This window comes from Streptomyces cacaoi (assembly GCF_006539165.1).
GTDB classification, from domain to species: domain Bacteria; phylum Actinomycetota; class Actinomycetes; order Streptomycetales; family Streptomycetaceae; genus Streptomyces; species Streptomyces cacaoi.
In genome coordinates this window covers 128,047-144,065 of record NZ_BJMM01000011.1, presented here as the reverse complement: position 1 = coordinate 144,065, position 16,019 = coordinate 128,047, and the positions used below count along the sequence as shown (strand labels likewise).

The 16,019-nt window shown below is 74.3% G+C and carries 15 protein-coding genes; 8 read left to right on the top strand and 7 right to left on the bottom strand.

Translation table 11 applies throughout. The annotated features are described in order from the left end of the window. Positions 1–504 precede the first annotated feature (504 nt). Both SCA03_RS13635 and SCA03_RS13630 read left to right on the top strand, forming a co-directional pair. Positions 505–2,094, top strand: a complete 1,590-nt coding sequence (locus SCA03_RS13635) for an aldehyde dehydrogenase (RefSeq protein ID WP_086815588.1) — start codon at positions 505–507, stop codon at positions 2,092–2,094. Positions 2,095–2,105: 11 nt separating this feature from the next. Then, positions 2,106–2,339 (top strand): ferredoxin, encoded by a 234-nt coding sequence (locus SCA03_RS13630; protein WP_030882500.1) that lies wholly within the window; start codon positions 2,106–2,108, stop codon positions 2,337–2,339. Positions 2,340–2,455: 116 nt separating this feature from the next. Here the strand turns inward: SCA03_RS13630 and SCA03_RS13625 are convergent, their stop codons facing one another. From SCA03_RS13625 to SCA03_RS13605, 5 genes are all read right to left on the bottom strand, one after another. Continuing rightward, positions 2,456–3,652, bottom strand: coding sequence for a DUF2891 family protein (locus SCA03_RS13625; protein ID WP_086815589.1), 1,197 nt, complete (start codon positions 3,650–3,652; stop codon positions 2,456–2,458). Beyond that, a complete protein-coding gene (gene pcp, locus SCA03_RS13620) occupies positions 3,649–4,359 on the bottom strand; it encodes a pyroglutamyl-peptidase I (RefSeq protein WP_078873289.1) in 711 nt (236 codons plus the stop codon). The genes SCA03_RS13625 and pcp overlap by 4 nt, the downstream gene beginning before the upstream one ends. Positions 4,360–4,484: 125 nt before the next feature. Then, positions 4,485–5,453 (bottom strand): DUF979 domain-containing protein, encoded by a 969-nt coding sequence (locus SCA03_RS13615; protein ID WP_030882489.1) that lies wholly within the window; start codon positions 5,451–5,453, stop codon positions 4,485–4,487. Continuing rightward, positions 5,450–6,187, bottom strand: a complete 738-nt coding sequence (locus SCA03_RS13610) for a DUF969 domain-containing protein (protein ID WP_030882486.1) — start codon at positions 6,185–6,187, stop codon at positions 5,450–5,452. The genes SCA03_RS13615 and SCA03_RS13610 overlap by 4 nt, the downstream gene beginning before the upstream one ends. A gap of 306 nt (positions 6,188–6,493) precedes the next feature. Continuing rightward, positions 6,494–7,195, bottom strand: a complete 702-nt coding sequence (locus SCA03_RS13605) for a GntR family transcriptional regulator (protein ID WP_086815590.1) — start codon at positions 7,193–7,195, stop codon at positions 6,494–6,496. A 173-nt stretch (positions 7,196–7,368) separates the two neighbouring features. On the opposite strand from SCA03_RS13605, the gene SCA03_RS13600 reads away from it, so the two are divergent. The 3 genes from SCA03_RS13600 to SCA03_RS13590 all read left to right on the top strand — a co-directional run bounded on the left by SCA03_RS13600 (position 7,369) and on the right by SCA03_RS13590 (position 10,068). Next, entirely contained in the window at positions 7,369–8,148 is a 780-nt protein-coding gene (locus SCA03_RS13600; RefSeq protein ID WP_030882478.1) for a LamB/YcsF family protein, read from the top strand. A gap of 230 nt (positions 8,149–8,378) precedes the next feature. After that, positions 8,379–9,149: a 5-oxoprolinase subunit B family protein gene (locus SCA03_RS13595; RefSeq protein WP_086815592.1), complete on the top strand. Its 771-nt coding sequence runs from the start codon at positions 8,379–8,381 to the stop codon at positions 9,147–9,149. A gap of 52 nt (positions 9,150–9,201) precedes the next feature. Beyond that, on the top strand, positions 9,202–10,068 hold the full coding sequence (locus tag SCA03_RS13590) for a 5-oxoprolinase subunit C family protein (protein WP_086815593.1): 867 nt from the start codon (positions 9,202–9,204) through the stop codon (positions 10,066–10,068). Between the two features lie 320 nt (positions 10,069–10,388). Here SCA03_RS13590 and SCA03_RS13585 read toward each other — a convergent pair whose 3' ends face one another. Then, positions 10,389–11,027 carry a TetR family transcriptional regulator gene (locus tag SCA03_RS13585; protein WP_086815594.1) on the bottom strand — a complete coding sequence of 213 codons (639 nt, stop codon included), beginning with the start codon at positions 11,025–11,027 and terminating at the stop codon, positions 10,389–10,391. Positions 11,028–11,411: 384 nt separating this feature from the next. Here SCA03_RS13585 and SCA03_RS13575 point away from each other — a divergent pair, with 384 nt between their 5' ends. The 3 genes from SCA03_RS13575 to SCA03_RS13565 all read left to right on the top strand — a co-directional run bounded on the left by SCA03_RS13575 (position 11,412) and on the right by SCA03_RS13565 (position 14,771). Continuing rightward, positions 11,412–12,821, top strand: a complete 1,410-nt coding sequence (locus SCA03_RS13575; protein WP_141275393.1) for a glycosyltransferase family 4 protein — start codon at positions 11,412–11,414, stop codon at positions 12,819–12,821. 124 nt (positions 12,822–12,945) lie between these two features. Then, complete coding sequence (locus SCA03_RS13570; protein ID WP_030882465.1) at positions 12,946–13,704, top strand: class I SAM-dependent methyltransferase; 759 nt, start codon at positions 12,946–12,948, stop codon at positions 13,702–13,704. After that, a complete protein-coding gene (locus SCA03_RS13565; protein WP_030882463.1) occupies positions 13,701–14,771 on the top strand; it encodes a prenyltransferase in 1,071 nt (356 codons plus the stop codon). Before SCA03_RS13570 ends, SCA03_RS13565 begins: the two co-directional genes overlap by 4 nt. A 107-nt stretch (positions 14,772–14,878) precedes the next feature. Here SCA03_RS13565 and SCA03_RS13560 read toward each other — a convergent pair whose 3' ends face one another. Then, a complete protein-coding gene (locus SCA03_RS13560) occupies positions 14,879–15,889 on the bottom strand; it encodes an LLM class F420-dependent oxidoreductase (protein ID WP_086815621.1) in 1,011 nt (336 codons plus the stop codon). Between the last annotated feature and the right edge of the window lie 130 nt (positions 15,890–16,019).

Genomic DNA, 16,019 nt, shown 5'->3' with positions numbered 1-16,019 from the left:
AGGCGGTGGCGTCCGCGCGCACAGGCATTGTTCCTCACAACTAGAACTGGTACTAGTTCTGATGCGCTGTCAGCTACTGGTCTCCCGGCAGGCCCGGTGACTCCGCAGCCTCGGCAGGACCGTCAAGTACCCCGCGAGCTCGAAGAGTTCCGGAAGGTTCCGGGCGGTCCGGATGGTCCGGACGGTCCGGACGGGGTCCTGTCGTGGATCCCCGGCCAGGGCCCGGCACGCGGGCACCGGGTACCCGGGTACCGGATTCCGGGCACCGGGGCCGCGGGGCACACGACGCACGACGAACGGTGCACGACACACGGCGAACGATGCACGACGAACGATGCGCGACGCACGGCGTATGAAGCACGGCGTATGACGCACGACGCACGACGCGAAAGGGCGGAGGAACGCGAACGGCCGGAAGGGCGCGAAGGGTTCGCAGCGCACCGAGCGCACCGAGCGCACCGAGCGCACCGAGCGCACCGAGGTACCGACGGCGGAGGCAGGGTCATGACGGACGGCACAGGCATCCCCGCGCACGGCAGTCAGGACGCACAGCCCCGAGGGGCCGGGCAGCCCGAAGGGGCCGCACCGAACAACGGGGGCGCGCCCGCGGACGGGGCGCCGCCCGCCGGCATCCCGTACACCGAACACCACCGGCTGCACATCGGCGGCCGCTGGTCGGACCCGGCGGGCGACGCGGTGATCGAGGTCGTCTCGCCGCACTCCGAACGCCCGGTCGGCCGGGTCCCGCACGCCTCACGCGAGGACGTGGACCGCGCGGTCGCCGCGGCACGCCGTTCCTTCGACGCGGGGGAGTGGGCGGGCTGTCCGCTGGAGGAACGTATCGCGGTCGTCACCCGCATCAAGGACGCGTTCGCCGCCCGCAGCGAGGAGTTCGCCAAGGTGATCTCCGCGCAGAACGGCACCCCGTACACCGCGGGCGTCATGGTGCAGTCGCTGGCCGCGCTGATGGTGTGGGACGCCGCGCTCAAGGTGGCGGCGGACTTCCCCTACGAGGAGCGCAGGGACGGGGCGCTCGGCCCGGTGCTGGTGCGGCGCGAGCCGGCCGGTGTGGTCGCGGCGGTGGTGCCGTGGAACGTGCCGCAGTTCACGGCGGCGGCGAAGCTGGCCCCGGCGCTGCTGGCAGGCTGCTCGGTGGTGCTGAAGGTCTCGCCGGAGACCCCGCTGGACGGCTATCTGCTCGCGGAGATCGCCGCGGAGGCCGGGCTGCCGGAGGGGGTGCTGTCGGTGCTGCCCGCGGACCGCGAGGTCAGCGAGTACCTGGTGGGCCACCCCGAGGTGGACAAGGTGTCGTTCACCGGTTCGGTGGCGGCGGGCCGCCGGGTGATGGAGGTGGCCTCCCGCCATCTGACGCGCGTCACCCTGGAGTTGGGCGGCAAGTCGGCGGCCGTGATCCTCCCGGACGCGGACCCGGACACCGCCGTCGCGGGCATCACCCCGTTCGCGTGGATGATCAATGGCCAGGCGTGTGTGGCGCAGACCCGCATCCTCGTGCCGCGCTCCCGCTACCCGGAGTACGCCGACCGCTTCTCGGCGGCGGCGCAGGGGCTGACCGTCGGGGACCCGCTGGATCCGGCGACGGAGCTGGGCCCGCTGGTCGCCGAGCGGCAGCGGCAGCGCTCCCTCGACTACATCGCGCTCGGCCGCAAGGAAGGCGCGACGGTGCTGGCGGGCGGCGGTCGGCCCGAGGGGCAGCCCACGGGCTGGTACGTGGAGCCGACGCTGTTCGGTGACGTCGACAACGGGATGCGGATCGCCCGCGAGGAGATCTTCGGCCCCGTCATCTGTCTGCTCCCCTACGACGACGGCGGGGCGGACCCGGTGGCCGAGGCCGTGCGGATCGCGAACGACTCCGAGTACGGGCTGTCCGGCAGCGTGTGGACGGCGGACACCGAGCGCGGTGTCGACGTCGCCCGCCGGGTGCGCACCGGCACCTACTCGGTGAACACGTTCAGCCTCGACATGCTGGCCCCGTTCGGGGGCTTCAAGAACTCCGGAATCGGCAGGGAGTTCGGCCCGGAGGGGTATGCCGAGTACCTGGAGCACAAGACGATCCATCTGCCGGCTCAGGGCTGAGAGGGGCGAGGATGGGAGAGCGCTGGCGTATCGAGGTGGACCGCGACGTCTGCATCGGTTCGGGGATGTGCGCGGCCACGGCGCCGGACGGCTTCCGGCTGGACTCCGCCCGCCGCTCCCGCCCCCTGGCCGGTGAGCGCGACCCGGACGAGCAGGTCCTCACCGCGGCCGAGAACTGCCCCGTGGAGGCCATCACGATCACCCTGGCCGGCACCGGCGAGGAGGTCTTCCCACCCGAGGAGTGAGGACCCGCCACCGGGACGGGCGTCGTACGGCAGCAGGTACGGCAGCACGTACGGCAGCACCGTCCCGCGGGGGTGCGGCGCCGTACGGGCCGGCCGGGCGGCGGGTCCGGGCGGGGTCAGGGGGCGGCTGTGCCGCCGTCCACGGCCAGTGTGGCGAAGGTGGCCAGCCAGTGGTCGGTGGTGAAGTCGCCGGATGCGACGGCGGGCAGCCCGGCCCGCAGATTGGCGTCGGCCGCCGCCGCCAGGGTGCGGCCGCGCGGATCGCCGGCGGGGAGCGCGGCGGCCAGTGACCGCAGCGCCGCGGCCCGGCTCAGGCACAGCCCGAAGAGGTGGCCGATCTGCGGGTCGGCGGCGTCCGAGATCCGCGGCGGCGGCAGCAGGCCCCCGCCGTCCGTGGTGCCCGTGTCCGCCGACTGCTGTGCCACGGCGGTCAGTTCGGGCCAGAACGCCGTCAGCCAGGTGGCGAACTCCGGCCCCGGCAGCACCCGTCGCAGCGCGTCGGCCTCGCTGAGCAGCGGCGAGAGGAAGTCCTGGCCGGAGGGCTCCCAGCGGGCGGCGGCGCCGTGGTCGGGCAGGTACCAGGCGCGGATCTGCGCCGCGACCGGCTCCACCAGCTCGGGCCGGCCGGCGCGTTCGGCGGTGTCCAGCACGAGGGAGAGCGCGAAGGCGCTGTTGGCGTGGGTGCCGTGCCGCACGGGGTAGGTCGCCTTCGGCAGCCAGGCGAGGAGCAGTTCGGCGACGGCGTCCACCGCCGGACCGAGCGCCCGGGCCCAACCGCGCGCGTGCCGGACGAGTTCCGCGTCCTGCGGCTGCCCGTCGGACCCCTCGTTCCGCGGCTGCCCGTCGGGTTCCGTGTCCGGGGTCCGCCCGGCGGGTCCACCGTCCGGCCGGGTGCCCGGCTCCCGGGGGCCGTCCCCGGCGAGGGCGGTGCACTCGGCGGCGAGGGCGAGCAGCCACGCCCAGCCGTACGGTCGCTCGAAGGACGGGTGCGCCCGCAGATACTCGGCCTCGGTGCGCAGGTGCGGCGCGGTCAGATGCGCGTCCAGCGCCCGCACGGCCTCCGCGCGCTCCGGGCCGGTCAGCAGTCCGCGCCGCAGCAGCCGGACGAGCAGCCAGTGCATATGGACGGACGAGTGCCAGTCGTAGGCCCCGTAGAACGCGGGGTGGTAGGTGCGCGGCGGCACCAGTTCGTCCGGCGAGGCGATCAGATGCGCGGGCGCGTTCGGGTAGGCCCGGGTGATGTTGGCGACGGCCAGCGCGGCGAAACCGGCGGCCTGCGCGGGGGAGAGCGCTGCGGGGGCGTGCGTGCTCAATGGGTGGCTCCTCCGGTCTCGCGGATGTCGGTCGAGGTGCGGGCGGCGGCGCGGAGGACGGCGGCGGTGCCGGCGGCCATGTCCCGCACCGACATCGACGGCGGCGCGGGCGCACGCCGGGCGGCCTGTTCCGGGGTGAAGGGCACGTGCACGAACCCGCCCCGGACGCCCGGGAGTTCGGTGGCCAGCAGATGGGCGAGTCCGTAGAAGACGTGGTTGCACACGAACGTGCCGGCCGTCTGCGAGACGGAGGCGGGCACACCGGCGGCGCGGGCCTCCGCCACGCACGCCTTGATCGGCAGGGAGCTGAAGTAGGCGGCGGGCCCGTCGGGCACCACGGGTTCGTCGACGGGCTGCGCCCCGGCGTTGTCGGGGATACGTGCGTCGTCGACGTTGATCGCGACGCGTTCCACGGTCAGATCCGGCCGTCCACCGGCCTGGCCCAGGCAGACGACGAGGTCCCAGGGTGCGGACGTGAGCTGTGCGCGCAGCTCCTCCAGCGCACGGCCGAAGACGCAGCTGAGCCGGACGGCGGTGACCGCCAGCCCGGCGGGCGGATCGGCGGCGACCAGCTGGGCCGTCTCCCAGGACGGGTTGACGGCGTCGTCGAAGGGTTCGAACCCGGTGAGCAGCACCCGGGCGGCCGGAGCCGTGTCGGGGGCCGTGTCCGGGGTCGTCTGAGGGGTCGTCTGCGGGGTCGGGGACATGGGGACCTCCGCCTCGTGAGAGGCAACAGCAGGGGCCTCGTGAGAGGCGACAGCAGGGGTGCGGAAAGACGGGCGGGACGGCAGGCAGGGTGGCCGCGGGGTGGTGGCCCCGGCGGCCACCCCGGCTAGAACGCGAAGAAGTAGATGATCGCGATGTTGCAGCCGAGCAGCGCGACGGCCGTCGGTGCCTGTGCCTTGATCGGCCCGTACTGGTCCTTGAGTTCCAGCAGCGCGGCCGGAACGAGGTTGAAGTTGGCCGCCATGGGCGTGCACATGGTGCCGCAGAACCCGGCGAGCATGCCGACGGCGAGGATCGCGGGGGCGTTGCCGTTCATCTGCTCGACCAGGACGGGCCAGCCGACCGCGGCCGTCATCACCGGGAACGCGGCGAACGCGTTGCCCATGACGAGGGTGAAGACGAACATGCCCGCGCAGTACAGGGCGACGGCGGCGAGCTTCTGCCCGTCCGGCAGCACCGATTCGACGATCTTCCGTACCTGGGTGCCGACGCCGGCGGCCTGGAAGATCGCGCCCAGCACGGCCAGCAGCTGCGGCAGCAGCAGCGCCCAGCCCATCGACTCCAGCAGGCCGCGCCCCGCGTGCAGCGGCACGCTCACCCGCCGCTCGCGCAGCACCCACATGCCCACGCCGAGCGCGACGATGGCGCCCAGCCCGAGCCCGAGGATGGTCTCGCTGCCTTCCTCCAGCACCGGTGTGGAGCCGAACTCGACCTTCGAGGCGAGGACGGCGCACAGCATCGCCACGACGGGGATGGTCAGCGCGGGGATGAACAGCTTGTTGCCGAACCGCGTGGCCAGCCGGACCCGTTCGTCCTCGCTGGTCGTGTCGGGCTTGCCCTTTCCGGTGAAGTTGAAGCCGCCGATGCAGATGAGCACGAGCACGGCGACGCCCAGCGGCTCGGCGGGCAGCTTCTTCTCGTTGACCCATGTGCTGTAGAAGAAGCAGACGCCCAGCAGACCCCAGAAGGCCGCGGTACCGAAGCGCTTGGGGTTCGTACGGTCGACGGTCATCTGCGCCGCCTTGAGCAGGAAGACGGCGCCGACGAGCCAGAAGAACCACTCGGCCTTGATCACTTGGTGGCCTCGCCTTCCTGGGCGTCCGTACGGGCCACCGACATCTCGGCGCTCGCCGTGACCAGTTCCCGCTCCAGTTTCCGGTCCAGCCGCAGCAGCCGTCCGCCGTGCACGAGGAAGGCGCACACGGCGCTGGGTATCGCCCACAGCGCCAGGTGCAGCGGCTCCAGATGGGTGTGGTAGGTGCTGTTGACCAGGCCGGTGATCAGCAGGATCGAACCGATGGCGAGGAAGCAGTCCTCACCGAAGAACAGCCCCACGTTGTCGGTGCCGGCCGCGTACGAGCGCACCTTCTCGCGGAGCTTGTCCGGCAGGGGCCGCCCGCCGCCCTGGCGTTCGGCCGCGGCCTCCGCCATGGGCGCGACCATCGGCCGCACGCTCTGCGCGGGTCCGCCGATGGTCTGGAGCCCCACGGCCGCCGTGAGCTGCCGCAGCAGCAGGTAGAGCGTCAGGAAGCGGCCGGTGGTCATCTTCGTGCCGAGCTTGCCGATCAGGGTGCGGGCCTGCTGCTGGAGGCCGTTGCGCTCCAGCAGTCCGATGACGGGCAGCGTGATGGCGAAGATCGTCACCGAACGGCTGGAGGCGAAGCTCTCCCCGAAGGTCCGCAGGATCTCGACGGGGGAGAGCTTTCCCAGCAGTCCGGTGACGATCCCGGCGACACCGACCACGAGGAGGGGGTTGCGGCGCATCGCGAATCCGAGGATCACCACGAGGACGCCGAGCAGAACGATCATGTCGTCTCCGCTTCTGTGCCTGGGCGGGGAGCGTCTGGGGACTTCGGTGCCGGCGCAGCACTGCCCGGCCCCCGGCGTCCGCACCCCGGGCGGGGAGCGGTGGCGTCCGGCGGATCCTGCCCCATGAAGCTGTGAGAATTTCCCGGGAGGCTAGAGGATTGTTCAACGATCCGACAAGGGCGTTGCGGGCAGGAGTTCGACACACTCCTCGGGTGAGAGGGGCAAATCGGGCGCAATCGCACCCAGGGGTTCGGATCTGCGGGACTCGGCGCAGCCCGGCAGCGTCCACCGCCCGGCCGCCCGGCGTCAGTCCTCGGGCTGCTCCGGGTACGCCTCGACCAACTGCCGTCGCGAATCCTCCAGGTAGAAGGCCAGCAGTCGCTCGGCCCCGGCGGCGTCGCCGGACTCCAGGGCGCGCACGATCTGCCGGTTGCGCGCCAGATACGGCTCGTGGAACCGGCGCGGATCGTCCATGACGTGGAAGGCCAGCCGCAGCTCGGCCAGGACGCCGGCCATCAGCTCGTCGATGCGGCCGCTGCCGGCCAGCGCGGCCAGGGTCCGGTGGAAGCGGATGTTGGCGGTCGCGCAGTCGCGCCAGTTGTCCTCGGCCGCGGCCTTCTCGCCGGCGGTCACGGCCGCGTCGAGCCCGTCCACCGGGTACGGCGGGGCGCCCAGCTCGCGCAGTGCCGCGCACTCCACGAGGCGCCGTACGCGGTAGATGTCCTGGATGTCCTCGGCGGTGAGGATCCGGACGAAGGTGCCCCGGTTGAGCCGGTGGACGAGCAGCCGCTCGTGCGTCAGCAGCCGGAACGACTCCCGCAGGGTGTTGCGCGAGACGCCCAGCGCACCGCAGATCCGCTCCTCCGGCAGCCGCATCCCGGGCCGGAAGGAGCCCTGGGCGATACGGCTGCGCAGGACGCCCGCGACGCGCTCGGCGGTACTGGTCCGGCCGAGCAGCTCGCGGTCCGCCGTCAGTTCGGACAGGGCGAGTGAGGCGTCGACGGTCATCGGGGCTCCCTGGGGATGCCGGGCCGGAGCGGCGGTGCGGGTGTACCGGACGTGGCAGGTGTAGCGGGTGTAGCAGGTGCGAGGGGCTCGGGGGTTCGCGGGTGCCGGAGGCGGAGCCCGGGGAGGCCGGGCCCTCTTGCCGGATTGTTCAACAATCGCTTACGTTGCTGCTGATGGACCAGATGATCGACCTTAACGCCGACCTCGGCGAGGGCTTCGGCCGCTGGCAGCTCACCGACGACGACGCCCTGCTCGCCTCGGTCACCAGCGCCAACGTCGCCTGCGGCTTCCACGCCGGCGACCCGGCCACCATGCGCCGCGTCTGCGAGCAGGCCGTCGCCCACGGCGTCCGGATCGGCGCCCAGGTCTCCTACCGGGACCTGGCGGGCTTCGGCCGCCGCGCCATGGACGTGCCCGCCGCCGAACTGGCGGCCGAAGTGGCCTACCAGATCGGGGCGTTGGAGGTCTTCGCCCGGTCCGCCGGCTCGACCGTCGCCTACGTCAAACCGCACGGCGCGCTCTACAACCGCACCGTGCGCGACCGCGAGCAGGCGGCGGCCGTGGTCGCCGGCGTCCGGATGTCCGGAGCCGTCACCGCGTCGGGCGGGCCGCTCCCGGTGCTGGGGCTGCCCGGCTCCGAGCTGCACACCGCCGCCCGGTCGGCCGGACTGCCCACCGTGGACGAGGCGTTCGCCGACCGCGGCTACACCCCCGACGGCACCCTGGTACCGCGCTCCGAGCCGGGCGCCGTGCTCACCGGCCCCGAAGAGGTGATCAAGCGCTCCGTGCGGCTCGCCCGTGACGGCGAGATCGTCGCGGCGGACGGCAGCACCCTGCCGATGCGTGCCCGCTCGCTGTGTGTGCACGGGGACACCCCCGACGCCGCACGGCTCGCACGGCGCGTGCGCGAGGAGCTGACCTCGGCCGGTGTCCGGGTCCGGGCCTTCGCGTGACCACCGACCCGGCGCGCGGCGCACACGCGGCAGCGACACCGTCCGCACCGCGGACACCCGAGCGGCCCGCCTCCGAGCGGTCCGTCCCCGAGCAGGCCCGGCCCGCGCCGTCCGCACCCGGGGCCGCGCCGCGCCCCGGCCCGCCCCGGGAGACGGAGCAACCAGCGGGGACGCGGCAGCCGGGGGAGACGGAGCAGCCCGCCGGGACGGCCGCCGGTGCCGGTCTCGTCGTGCGACCCGTGGGGCGCCGCGGCCTGCTGGCCGAACTCCCCACCGCGGAGGCGACCGAGGCCCTGCACGCCGAACTGCTGCGGCGCCGCACCGCCGGGACGCTGCCACCCGTCCGGGAGATCGTGCCCGGCGCCCGGACGGTGCTCCTCGACGGGTTCGCCGATCCGGAGACGGCCCGCCGGCTGGCCGCCGAACTGCCCGGCTGGCGGGTGCCGCCGCCGGTCCGGGGCGGTGCGGAGGTCGTCGAGATCCCGGTGCGCTACGACGGGCCCGACCTGGCCGAGGTGGCCCGGCTGTGGGGCGTGTCCGAGCCGGAGGTGGCCCGCATCCACGCCCGGACCACCTTCCGGGTCGCCTTCTGCGGCTTCGCGCCCGGCTTCGGCTATCTCAGCGGGCTGGGCGAGGAGTACCACGTACCCCGCCGTTCCGACCCGCGTACCAAGGTCCCGGCCGGTGCGGTAGGGCTCGCCGGTACCTACACCGGCGTCTATCCGCGCTCCTCACCCGGCGGCTGGCAGCTCATCGGCACCGCGCCGGAGACGGTCCTGTGGGACCCGGACCGCAGCCCGGCCGCGCTCCTCGCGCCCGGCACACACGTGCGTTTCGTCCCGCTCGACGCCCCCTCGGCCTCCCACCCGGAGCACGACCGGGCCCACGGCGAGGCTCCGACGGGACCGACGACGGGACCGACGACGGCGACGGCGGGGACGGCGGGGACGACGACGGCTACGACTGAGGAAGGTGACCCGAGTGACCGTCGACGCCCGTGACGTCCGGACGGCGCCCGCCTCCGGTGCCGCGCCGGAACCCGCGCCGGCGGCGCTGGAGACCGTGCGGGCCGGAGCGCTCACCACCGTCCAGGACCTGGGCCGGCCCGGCCACGCCCACCTCGGGGTGCCCCGCTCCGGCGCGCTGGACGAGGCCGCACACCGCCTCGCCAACCGGCTGCTGGGCAACCCGGAGGCGGCGGCGACGCTGGAGACCACCCTGACGGGGTGCGCGGTGCGGGCGCTGCGGCCGGTCCGCGCCGTCGTCACCGGCGCGCCCTGCCCCGTGACGGTCGACGGCAGGCCGGTGCCCTGGGGCCGGCCCGTGCGGGTGCCCGCCGGCTCCGTGCTGGACGCCGGTCCCGCCGTGCACGGCGTGCGCACCTATCTGGCGTTCGCGGGCGGCGTGGACGTCGCCCCGGTGCTCGGCAGCCGCGCCACGGACCTGCTGTCGGGACTGGGCCCCGCACCGCTGGGCGACGGCGACGTGCTGCCGCTCGGCCCGCCCGGCCCGGCGCCCTCCCCCGGAACCACCGGGCAGCCGGACGCCGCGCCCTGGCAGGCGCCGCCGCGTGAACTGGTGCTGCCGGTGGTCTACGGCCCGCGCGACGACTGGTTCACGGCCGGGGCCCTGCGCACGCTGACCGCTTCCTCCTTCCGGGTGTCCGCCGCGAGCAACCGGATCGGCCTGCGGACCGAGGGCCCGGCGCTGGAGCGGGTGCGCGAGGGCGAACTGGCCAGCGAGGGCATGCCGTTGGGCGCGGTGCAGGTGCCGCCCGAGGGGCGCCCGCTGGTCTTCCTCGCCGACCATCCGACCACCGGCGGCTACCCGGTCGTCGGTGTGGTCCCGGAGCCCGCCCTGTGGGCCGCGGCCCAGGCCGTCCCCGGCACCCCGGTCCGCTTCACCCCGGCGGGACGCTGAACCTCCGGCGGGGGAGGGGGCATCGGACGTCCGCACGCCCGCCCGGAACGAGACGGGGGTGCGGGCCCGGGCGGGAGCGCGCCCCCTGATCCCCGGCCGGCGCGCGGGCGCCCCGACTCCCCGGTAGGGGCGACGCACCCGACTCCCCGGGCGGAGTGGCGTGCTCACTTCCCGCGTGGCAAGGCGTGCTCGGCTCCCCGCACGGGAAGGAGCGCTCGACTCCCCGACCGGAAAGGCGTGCCGGACTCCCTCGGCGTGGCGGCGCGTCCAGCTCTCCGGGCGCACGGAGGAGGGCCAACTCCGGGGATGTGAGGGCCCGTTCAGGAGCCTCCGGCCTCGGAACCGGCTCCGGCCCCGCCGCCGTGTGCGCCCTCCGGCGGGTCGATCAGCCGGCACACCGTCTCGATGTCGATCTTGACCTGGGCGATGGACGCCCGGCCCGACAGCCAGGTGATGAGCGCCGAGTGCCAGGTGTGCTCGATCACCCGCACCGCGGAGAGCTGTTCGGGCGTGGGCGCCCCGGTCAGCCCCATGGCGTCCAGGATGATCGCCGTCGTCAGCCGGGAGACGGTGTCCACCTCGGCGCTGACGGAGCGGTCGGCGAAGGTGAGCGCCCGGACCATGGCGTCCGCCAGATGCGGTTCGCGCTGGAGCGCGCGGAACGCCCGCATCAGCGTCTCGGCGACCCGCGACGAGGGCTCGGTGTGCTCCGGCGGACGCTTGTGCAGGGTCTCGTGCAGGTGCTGCAACTGGTCCTGCATGGTGGCCACCAGGAGATGCACCTTGGAGGGGAAGTAGCGGTAGAGCGTGCCGAGCGCGACGTTCGAGGACTCGGCGACCTCCCGCATCTGCACCGCGTCGAACCCGCCGCGCCGCGCCAGCCGGGCGCTCGCGTGCAGGATGCGGCGGCGCCGTTCCGCCTGCCGTTCGGTCAGCGGCGGCGCCCCGGGGTACGCCACCGGCCCGGCGGAGCCGGACGTGCCCGGCCGGCCGGAGCCGCCGGCGCCCCGCGCGGGGGAGGGGACGGCCTCCGACGGAGCCGGCCCGCCGGCCGCCCCCGTCGCTTTCCTCGGCTTCGTCGGCTTCACAGACATCGTCAGTGATCGATCCCGTTTCCGTGGCGTTCTGACCCCTTGCAGGGAGCCGTGCATTGTTGCAGGCCGCGCCGGGGTGGCGCGAATCACCTGTTCCGGCCGTCCGGCCGAAGTGACCGGCCGGTAAATTCGTGCTCCGGCAGGCCGGGTGCTCCGCCCGGGACCGACGGTCCTGCCTTCCTGAAACTTGTTCTAGGTTAGCGCGAGCGGCTACGCTCCGGCGGGACGCAGTGACGAAGGGGGCCGCGAGTGACCGCAGAGGCCGTAACCGACCGCCCGCTGCGCATCGCGCTGTTGACGTACAAGGGCAACCCGTTCTGCGGCGGCCAGGGCGTGTACGTGCGCCACCTCTCCCGCGAACTCGCCCGGCTCGGCCACCGCGTGGAGGTCATCGGCGCCCAGCCCTACCCGGTGCTCGACCCGGTGGAGCCGCCCGCCGACGGCTCGGCCCGCCCCGGCCGGCTCACCCTCACCGAGCTGCCCAGCCTCGATCTGTACCGCCAGCCCGACCCGTTCCGCACGCCCGCCCGCGAGGAACTGCGCGACTGGATCGACCTCCTGGAGGTCGGCACCATGTGGACCGGCGGCTTCCCCGAGCCGCTCACCTTCTCCCTGCGTGCCCGCCGCCATCTGGCCGCCCGCCGCGGTCAGTTCGACGTCGTCCACGACAACCAGACGCTCGGCTACGGGCTCCTGGGCGGCCCGCGCGCCCTGGGTGCCCCGCTGGTCACCACCGTCCACCACCCCGTCACCGTCGACCGCCGGCTGGAGCTGGCGGCGGCCGGCACCCGGCGCAAGCGGCTGTCCGTGCGCCGCTGGTACGGGTTCACCCATATGCAGCGCCGCGTCGCGCAGCGGCTGCCCTCGGTCCTCACCGTCTCCGGCTCCTCCCGCGAGGAGATCGCCCAGGATCTGGGCGTACGCCGGGAACGCATCCACGTCGTGCCCATAGGCGCCGACACCGCGCTGTTCTCCCCGGACCCGGCCGTGCCCGAGGTGCCCGGACGGATCGTCACCACCTCCAGCGCCGACGTCCCGCTCAAGGGGCTCATCCACCTCGTCGAGGCGCTGGCCAAGGTCCGCACCGAACGGCCCGACGCGCATGTCGTCGTGGTCGGCAAGCGGCCCGGCACGGGGCCGGTGGCCGACGCCATCCGCGAGCTGGGGCTCGGCCACGCCGTCGAGTTCGTCAAGGGCATCACCGACGCCGAACTGGCCGACCTGGTCCGCGGCGCGCAGGTCGCCTGCGTGCCCTCCCTGTACGAGGGCTTCTCGCTGCCCGCAGCCGAGGCCATGGCCACCGGCACCCCGCTGCTCGCCACCACCGGCGGCGCGATCCCCGAGGTGGCGGGCCGCGACGGCGAGACCTGTCTGGCGGTGCGGCCCGGTGACTCCGGCGCGCTCGCCACCGGCCTGCTGCGGCTGCTGGGGGATGCCGCACTGCGCACCCGGCTCGGCGCCGCCGGACGCGAGCGCGTGCTGCGGCACTTCACGTGGGAGCGGGCCGCGGTCGGCACCGTCGAGCAGTACCGCGCCGCGATGGGCGCACAGCGCCCGGGGCGGCCCGTCACGCCCGCCGCGCCCTCCGTGCGCGCGTCCGCGCCGGTGGCGCCGCTGCGTCCGCCCGGCGAGACGGTCACCGCCGCCGACGGCCGGTAACCGCCCCCCCAACTGCCGCCGTAGGCCCCGCCGAACCCCGAAGAATCCCGACGCACCCGCCGAGTCCCCGCCGATTCCCTCCCCCGTAGCCCGCCCCGTTCGTTTTCCGGAAGGCTGACCGCCTGTGCTGACCGTCGACTTCACCCGCTTCCCGCTCGCCCCGGGCGACCGCGTCCTCGATCTGGGATGCGGGGCCGGACGTCACGCCTTCGAGTGTTACCGGCGGGGAGCGCGGGTCGTCGCGCTGGACCGGAACGCCGAGGAGATCCGCGAGGTCGCCACCTGGTTCGCCGCGATGGCCGAGGAGGGCGAGGCGCCCGCCGGTGCCACCGCCACCGCCATGGAGGGCGACGCGCTGGCGCTGCCGTTCCCCGACGAGAGCTTCGACGTCGTCATCATCTCCGAGGTCATGGAGCACATCCACGACGACAAGGGCGTCCTCGCCGAGATGGTGCGCGTCCTCAAGCCGGGCGGCCGGATCGCGGTGACCGTGCCCCGCTACGGCCCCGAGAAGGTCTGCTGGGCGCTGAGCGACGCCTACCACGAGGTCGAGGGCGGCCACATCCGCATCTACCGCGCCACCGAACTCCTCGCCCGGATACGCGAAGCGGGCCTGCGCCCCTACGGCAGCCACCACGCGCACGGGCTCCACTCCCCGTACTGGTGGCTCAAGTGCGCGTTCGGCGTGGACAACGACAAGGCGCTGCCCGTGCGCGCCTACCACAAGCTGCTCGTCTGGGACATCATGAAGCGCCCGCTGGCCACCCGGCTCGCCGAGCGCGCGCTCGACCCGCTGATCGGCAAGAGCTTCGTCGCCTACGCCACCAAACCCCATCTGCCCCGCGCCGCGGCGGCCGAGGCGACGACCCCGGCGGACTCGTGACGAGCCCCGGGCGCACCGAACGGCTCACCCTGCCCGGCGTGCTCACCGCCGAGCAGGCCGCCGCCACCGTCGCCGGTATCGCCGCCGTCCAGCGCTCCGACGGTGCCATCCCCTGGTTCCGCGGCCACCATCTCGACCCCTGGGACCACGTCGAGGCCGCCATGGCCCTCGACGCCGCCGGCGAACACGCCCGCGCCGAGGCCGCCTACGCGTGGCTGGCCCGCCACCAACTGCCCGACGGCTCCTGGTACGCCGCCTACGCCGACGGCGACGCCACCGCGCCCACCGACACCGCACGCGAGACCAACTTCTGCGCCTACATCGCCGCCGGCGTGTGGCACCACTACCTGTCCACCGGGGACGACGCCTTCCTCGACCGGCTGTGGCCCACCGTCGTCGCCGCCGTCGAGTTCGTCCTGCGGCTCCAGCAGCCCGGCGGGCAGATCGGCTGGAAGCGCGAGGCCGACGGGACGCCCGTCACCGACGCGCTGCTGACCGGCTCCTCCTCCGTCCACCACGCGCTGCGCTGCGCCTTGGCCGTCGCCGAGCACCGCGAAGAGCCCCAGCCCGACTGGGAGTTGTCCGCCGGTCTCCTCGGCCACGCGATACGCAGCCATCCCGAACGGTTCCTCGACAAGAGCCGCTACTCGATGGACTGGTACTACCCCGTGCTGGGCGGGGCGGTACGCGGCGCCGCGGCCGAGGAACGCATCGCGGCGCACTGGGAGCGGTTCGTCGTCCCCGGGCTCGGTGTGCGGTGCGTGCACCCCAATCCGTGGGTCACCGGCGGGGAGAGCGCCGAACTCGCCCTCGCGCTGTGGGCCGTGGGGGAGTCGGACCGGGCGCTCGACATCCTCAAGTGGATCCAGCATCTGCGGGCCGAGGACGGCATGTACTGGACCGGCTACGTCTTCGAGGACGACGCGGTCTGGCCCCGGGAGCGGACCGCCTGGACCGCCGGTTCCCTGCTGCTCGCCGTCGCCGCGCTGGGCGGCGACGAGGCCACCGTCCAGGTCTTCGGCACCGCGGCACTCCCGCAGGGCCTCGCCCCGGACTGCTGCCCCTGACCGGCCGCCACGGGAACCTCACGGGAATCCCGCCCGGGCCGGGAGCCGGGCCCGCCCAGGCCCGGAAGAGCAGGAGCACAACAGCCGCGGAGCGGCAGGGGCCGACCTCAGCTGTTGAGGTCGGCGAGGGCGCGCAGGGTCGCGGGATCGGCGGCGGTGACGAGCAGATCGGTCACGGGCCCGGCGCGCCACAGCGCCAGCCGCTCGGCCAGCCTCGCCCGGGGCCCCACCAGCGAGATCTCGTCCGCGAAGGCGTCCGGCACGGCCCGCACCGCCTCCTCCCGCCGCCCCGCGGCGAACAACTCCCGTACCTGCGCGGCCGCTTCCCCGTATCCCATGCGCGCCATCAGCTCGGCGTGGAAGTTCCGCCGCGCGTGCCCCATCCCGCCGACGTAGAAGCCGAGCATCGCCTTGACGGGCAGCAGCCCCTCGGCGACGTCGTCGCACAGCCGGGCCTGCACCAGCGGGGCGACGAGGAACCCGGGCCGCGCCTCGGCCAGCGTCCCGGCGTACATGCCGGCGCGCTCCGGTGAGAAGTACAGCGGCAGCCACCCGTCGGCGATCCGCACGGTCTGCGCGATGTTGCGGGGCCCCTCGGCGCCCAGCAGGACGGGCACGTCGGCGCGGAGCGGATGGGTGATCGGCTTGAGGGGCTTGCCCATGCCGGTGCCGTCGGACCCCGGGTAGGGGAGCGGGTGGAAGTGGCCGTCCAGCGTGACGGGGGCCTCGCGGCGCAGCACCTGGCGGACGACGTCGACGTATTCGCGGGTCGCGGTCAGCGGGGAGGCGGGGAAGGGGCGGCCGTACCAGCCCTCGACGACCTGGGGGCCGGACAGACCGAGCCCGAGGAGCAGCCGCCCGCCGGTCAGATGGTCCAGGGTGAGGGCGTGCATGGCGGTGGCCGTCGGGGTGCGGGCGGCCATCTGCGCCACGGCGGTGCCCAGCCGGATGCGGGAGGTGTGGGCGGCGATCCAGGTGAGGGCGGTGAACGCGTCGGAGCCCCAGGATTCCGAGGTCCACACCGAGGAGTAGCCCAACTCCTCGGCGAGCCGGGCGAGTTCGAGATGGCGCGGATCGGGCCCGCGCCCCCAGTAGCCGAGTGCCAGACCGAGCCGCACCGTGCCCCCTTCCGCCGCCGTACGGCGCGCCCGCCCATGAGGTGACGCGCCGTCAGTTCCGCGGCGTGCAGCGTACGGCAACGGCCCCCCGCCCGGAAGGGCGAGGGGCCGTGGTGCGGCTGCGGGACGC

Bases quoted from the DNA above. Each gene is read 5' to 3' on its own strand.
- SCA03_RS13610 (WP_030882486.1), bottom strand. From the start codon at position 6,187: ATGATCGTTCTGCTCGGCGTCCTCGTGGTGATCCTCGGATTCGCGATG.
- SCA03_RS13600 (WP_030882478.1), top strand. From the start codon at position 7,369: ATGGACCAGATGATCGACCTTAACGCCGACCTCGGCGAGGGCTTCGGC.
- SCA03_RS13635 (WP_086815588.1), top strand. From the start codon at position 505: ATGACGGACGGCACAGGCATCCCCGCGCACGGCAGTCAGGACGCACAG.
- SCA03_RS13605 (WP_086815590.1), bottom strand. From the start codon at position 7,195: ATGACCGTCGACGCCTCACTCGCCCTGTCCGAACTGACGGCGGACCGC.
- pcp (WP_078873289.1), bottom strand. From the start codon at position 4,359: ATGTCCCCGACCCCGCAGACGACCCCTCAGACGACCCCGGACACGGCC.
- SCA03_RS13630 (WP_030882500.1), top strand. From the start codon at position 2,106: ATGGGAGAGCGCTGGCGTATCGAGGTGGACCGCGACGTCTGCATCGGT.